The sequence below is a fragment of the Pseudomonadota bacterium genome, assembly GCA_022361155.1.
Lineage (GTDB): Bacteria > Myxococcota_A > Polyangia > Polyangiales > JAKSBK01 > JAKSBK01.
Map to the genome: position 1 here is coordinate 1 of JAKSBK010000431.1, position 4,522 is coordinate 4,522.

5 protein-coding genes are annotated in these 4,522 nt (G+C 65.4%); 3 read left to right on the top strand and 2 right to left on the bottom strand.

The features are described from left to right. The coding region (locus tag MJD61_16545; GenBank protein MCG8556871.1) for a DUF2220 domain-containing protein at positions 1-891 on the top strand (891 nt) is incomplete at its 5' end. A gap of 290 nt (positions 892-1,181) precedes the next feature. Here the strand turns inward: MJD61_16545 and MJD61_16550 are convergent. Then, positions 1,182-1,577 (bottom strand): hypothetical protein, encoded by a 396-nt coding sequence (locus MJD61_16550; protein MCG8556872.1) that lies wholly within the window; start codon positions 1,575-1,577, stop codon positions 1,182-1,184. Positions 1,578-2,185: 608 nt separating this feature from the next. Further along, complete coding sequence (locus tag MJD61_16555; protein ID MCG8556873.1) at positions 2,186-2,623, bottom strand: DUF86 domain-containing protein; 438 nt, start codon at positions 2,621-2,623, stop codon at positions 2,186-2,188. A gap of 127 nt (positions 2,624-2,750) precedes the next feature. Here MJD61_16555 and MJD61_16560 point away from each other — a divergent pair, with 127 nt between their 5' ends. Both MJD61_16560 and MJD61_16565 read left to right on the top strand, forming a co-directional pair. Beyond that, entirely contained in the window at positions 2,751-3,044 is a 294-nt protein-coding gene (locus MJD61_16560) for a hypothetical protein (GenBank protein MCG8556874.1), read from the top strand. 262 nt (positions 3,045-3,306) lie between these two features. Then, a partial coding sequence (locus MJD61_16565) for an aconitase family protein (GenBank protein ID MCG8556875.1) occupies positions 3,307-4,522 on the top strand: 1,216 nt, incomplete at its 3' end.

The following is a 4,522-nucleotide window of genomic DNA, read 5'->3' on the forward strand; positions in this document are numbered from 1 at the left end:
CGCAATCTGCGTCGTGCCCTGGAGCTGTTGGCGCAACACGGCAAGCTCACGTTGCCCAAACAGGCAAGCCGCTGGGACCACAGCGCGCAGCCGGCCCTGCCGCGGTTCGTGGTTCTCACGACGGCCGCGCGCAAGCCCGCCCCAGCGCGGCAGCACGTGGCGTGGGCGCCGGAGCTGAGCTTCGCCCGTGAGCTTCGCTCGCCGGAGCAGCGCGACTTGCTCTTGTGCGTGCAGCGCTTCTTGGCCAGCGGCGGCCGCACGCGCCCGCTCGTGCCGGAGCGCGAGCGCTCCCTGCAGCTCTTTGGCGATGAGAAGCGGCTCGAGAAGCTGCGCCGCACGCAGCTCTTTGGCCCGGATAGACTCTCCCTTGGGCTGTTGCGCTGTTTCAGCGTCTCTCCGCCGTTGGTCTGGCAGGGACTAGAGACGCGCAGCCGGACCGCCATCGTGCTCGAGAACCATCATAGCTACCACTCGTTCTGTACCTTCGCGGCGCGCACAGGCCGCTACGCCGCGGTCGCGTACGGTGCGGGCAAGGCGCTGCTGCGCAGTGCGGCCAGCTTGGACCAGCTCGTGCAGGAACTCGGAATCGAACGCTTCGTCTACCTCGGTGACCTCGACGCCACCGGTTTGCGCATCGCCCGCGCCGCGGACGAGGCCTTGCGCAAACTTGGCCTAGGTAGGCTGGAACCGAGCGGCCATTACCGCGCACTCCTCGAATACCCGAGCCAACCGGACGCCACCCCCGAGTCTGTGGCGCCTCACGACCTCGAGTGGTTGCCTGCCGAGCTTCGAGAGCGCGCTCGCCAGGGCATCGCAGCCGGCAGGCGTTGGCCACAGGAGCACATCGGCACCGAGCACCTTCTGGACGCGCGCGCAGACGACTTCCCGTAGCTCTACGCCCGCTTGTCTACCCCCCCTTTTTGCGGAGCGCGGACAACCGCCTCCGCAGCTCTATCTGCCGTTCTTTGTCGGACATGCAGCACCCCCTGTATGCCTCCGGCTGCTCCATCGATTCGGAACCGCATGCCCGATCCGCCCGCGCAAACGGCCGCGTCCTCGTCTCCGCATCCTGCCACCGATGCGGGCCAGCCGGCGGCGTGATGCTGCACGGCCGGCAGACGCCGCCTTGCGTCTGCCGCGAAAGGCGACAATGGCTGGACATCGGGTTGTCGAGCTGTCCGCTACCGTCGACCGAACGGCCACCACCAAGGACATGTCCTCCGGGCTCGTGTTTCGCGGGTCGACAGCTGCCTGCGTGCGTCGCTCGCTAGCCTGCGGCTGATCAGCTGCAGTCCCTTTTCTTCAAGCCACGACCCTAGCGAAGCGTTCCGCGTGGGTTGGATGGGTGGAGACTGCTCTGCGGGAGACCCGGATAGCTTGCGCTCGATCAGCTGGAGTAACTTGTCGCGCTTATCCCGTAGCTCAACCTCCGCTCGACTCCCCTCGTCATAGCTGCGCTCGTAGTGCCAGCGGAAGCAGCAATACGCATAGTCATCCAAGAGGTCCGCCAGTTCGGGGCTGCGCGCGTGGATCACGCGCAGCAGCGCCATCGGGTCTTGCTTCCCGACTTCTGGCATGACGCCGATGGTCTCGGCCGTGCGTGTGACGATTGGGCAAACTTCAGGCGGAATCCGACTCACCCTGAAGTTATGTCTTGCGTTCGGTGGCGCCATTCCTATGACTTCTCCCGGCTTCGAAGGCCCATGACCGCAGCGGACGATCGACGGCACGGCAACGCGGGTAGCTGTTCGGTGCCGAGGCCTGAAGCACAGCGCTGCGACGTGATGCGGGACAGCCCGCCGCGGCTGCGTTCGCCTTCGTGCAGCGAAGCCTGCCACGGTACGCCGCCGCATCAACTCGCGCCATGAGTTTGAGTAACTGCATTGCGCTGCCCTGCTCGGTAGTCGCCGATACTACTTCGGTTGCCTTTGTAAGAGAACCGTTTCGGGATGAATTCGCGGGTTTTTTCCGAAACCTGGATTTTGTGGATCGAGACCGGGAGGAACGCACTTGCCAACGATCGCTGTGCGGAGGTTCCGAAGTGGCACGCGAACGTGCCGAATCCGTCCCGCTCGGGGGAGCACGACCGCGGCCTGAGCGCCTCGTTCCTCCCTTCGCTCTCTCGCGTTTGCGAGCCCCCCGAAGCCGGCCGGGGGGTGATTCGCCCGCCTGCAACGCGGCAAGGCTACAACGAACCCGCGGCGCGATCGCGAGCCCAGCGCGCGACCTGCTTCGCGAACCGCTCCAAGTCCTGCATGCCGTCGGTGGCGGCTCGATGGACGAGCTCCACGTCGATGCCCGCGTAGCCGTGCGCAACCACGTTGCGCAGCCCTACCGCGCGGCACAGTGCCTCAGCAGTTGGCTCGTCAATGACCTGATGCTCTCGTGCCCGTGTGAAGCCCTCGGCCAGCGTCTTGGCAGCAACCCAGCCTTCGTCCGCGATCAGATGGCTACTAATATCAGCGCAGATCTGTACCGCGAGCATGAGGTTGAACGACACCAGGTCAAGAGCGTCCCGATTCCGTCGCAGCACGCCGGCATCACCGCCTCGGTGAGATTTGATGCGGGCGATCCGATCCGATAGCTCGGCGAGCTTGGCCGAAAGCAGGTCCAAATCAACCATCGGACAGCCCCTCTCGTGCTACCCGCGCGAGCCATGCGTCCCGCATGCGACGATACCAAGGGCCGTCGGTCTCTAGCGTCAGGAGCGCTCGAGTCCGCCAACTCGCGGCCGCCCCGGACTGTCCTTCATGAAGCAGCTGCGCGTCGCGCACGAGTTGGCCAAGCTGTGGAATGCTGTCGAAGCGGATGGCGATTACATCGACCTCGCGGCCCGTAGCCTGCGAGAGTTTCGCTGCCAGCGCTTGAAGGTCCATGCTTGGTGCGTCCACCGCGATGTCGAGGTCAGAGTCCATCCCGGCTTGCCCACGGGCAAACGACCCGAAGAGCAGCGCGAGTCGCACTCCCGGCTCACCACGAAGCGCGGCCTGCGCCGCCTCAAGGGCCGGATCGGGCTGGAGCGTGTCCATCAAGGCGAGTTGTAGCACAGCCGGGGTCACATACCCCGGTATCGCTGCCACCACCGGTTGGCTGCTCCGGCCGCTCCAGGTGGCCTCAGGCGACGCTCTCGACACCTCCGGGTGGGTACCAAGCGGCTGTAGCCACTGCGCCCCGTCTGAGGTGGACAGAGCGCATCGGCGGCCTACGATCCCAAGCATCCCCCGGAGCGGTCACGCACGGGAGACGCGCTTGTGCCCAACTCTCGCCTGCGCTGACCGCACCGACACGTGCGTCCGAAGGAAAGATATGACAACCGATACGTTCTCAAGCCGAGCTAGGCTCCAAGTTGGTGATGCGACGTTTGCGATCTGGCGCCTGGACGCGCTGCAGCGCGCCGGGATTGGAGACGTGGGCCGGCTTCCCTACTGTCTGCGCGTGTTGGCGGAGAATCTGCTTCGCAACGAGGACGGCTCCGCGGTGCGGGCGGCGCAGGTGGAGGCCCTGGCGCGTTGGCAGCCGAGCGATACGCCGACGCAAGAAATCGCATTCCAGCCGGCACGGGTGCTGTTGCAGGACTTCACCGGAGTGCCGGCGGTAGTGGACTTGGCAGCGATGCGGGATGCCGCGCGCCGACTTGGCGTCGACCCAGCGCGGATCAATCCACTGCTGCCGGTGGACTTGGTGGTAGATCACTCGGTCACAGTCGATTCGTATGGCCTGTTGCGTTCGTTCCAAGACAACGTGCAGCGTGAGTTCGAACGCAACCTGGAGCGCTATCGCTTTCTGCGCTGGGGGCAACAGGCGTTCGACAGCCTGCGCGTGGTGCCGCCTGGCACGGGCATCGTGCACCAAGTGAACCTCGAATACCTGGCCCCGGTGGTGTTCTCGAAAGAGCAGGCAGACGGCGAGCGCTTGGCGTATCCCGATACGCTCGTCGGTACCGATTCCCACACCACCATGATCAATGGCATTGGTGTACTCGGCTGGGGGGTGGGTGGCATCGAGGCAGAAGCTGCCATGTTGGGTCAGCCGGTCTCGATGCTGATTCCGGAGGTGATCGGGTTCGAGCTTTCGGGTGCACTGCGGGAAGGCGCGACGGCGACCGACCTCGTGCTGCACGTCACCCAGTTGCTGCGGGCCAAGGGTGTGGTCGGCAAGTTCGTGGAGTTCTTCGGCCCAGGCTTGGACCAGTTGCCGCTGCCCGACCGCGCAACGCTCGCCAACATGGCACCCGAGTACGGCGCGACGTGCGGCTTCTTTCCCGTGGATGACGAGACGCTGGCCTACCTCCGCCTGAGTGGGCGTGCGCCGGAGCAGATCGCGCTGGTGGAAGCCTACTGCAAGGAGCAGCAGCTTTTTCGAACGCAGAGCGCGCCAGCTCCAAACTACACGGACACGTTGCGGCTCGAACTATCCGAGGTGGAAAGCTCACTCGCCGGCCCGCGGCGCCCACAAGACCGTATCTCGTTGCGCAGCGCCAAAACGAGCTGGCGCAGCGCGCTACCGAGCTTAGGCGGCAAAG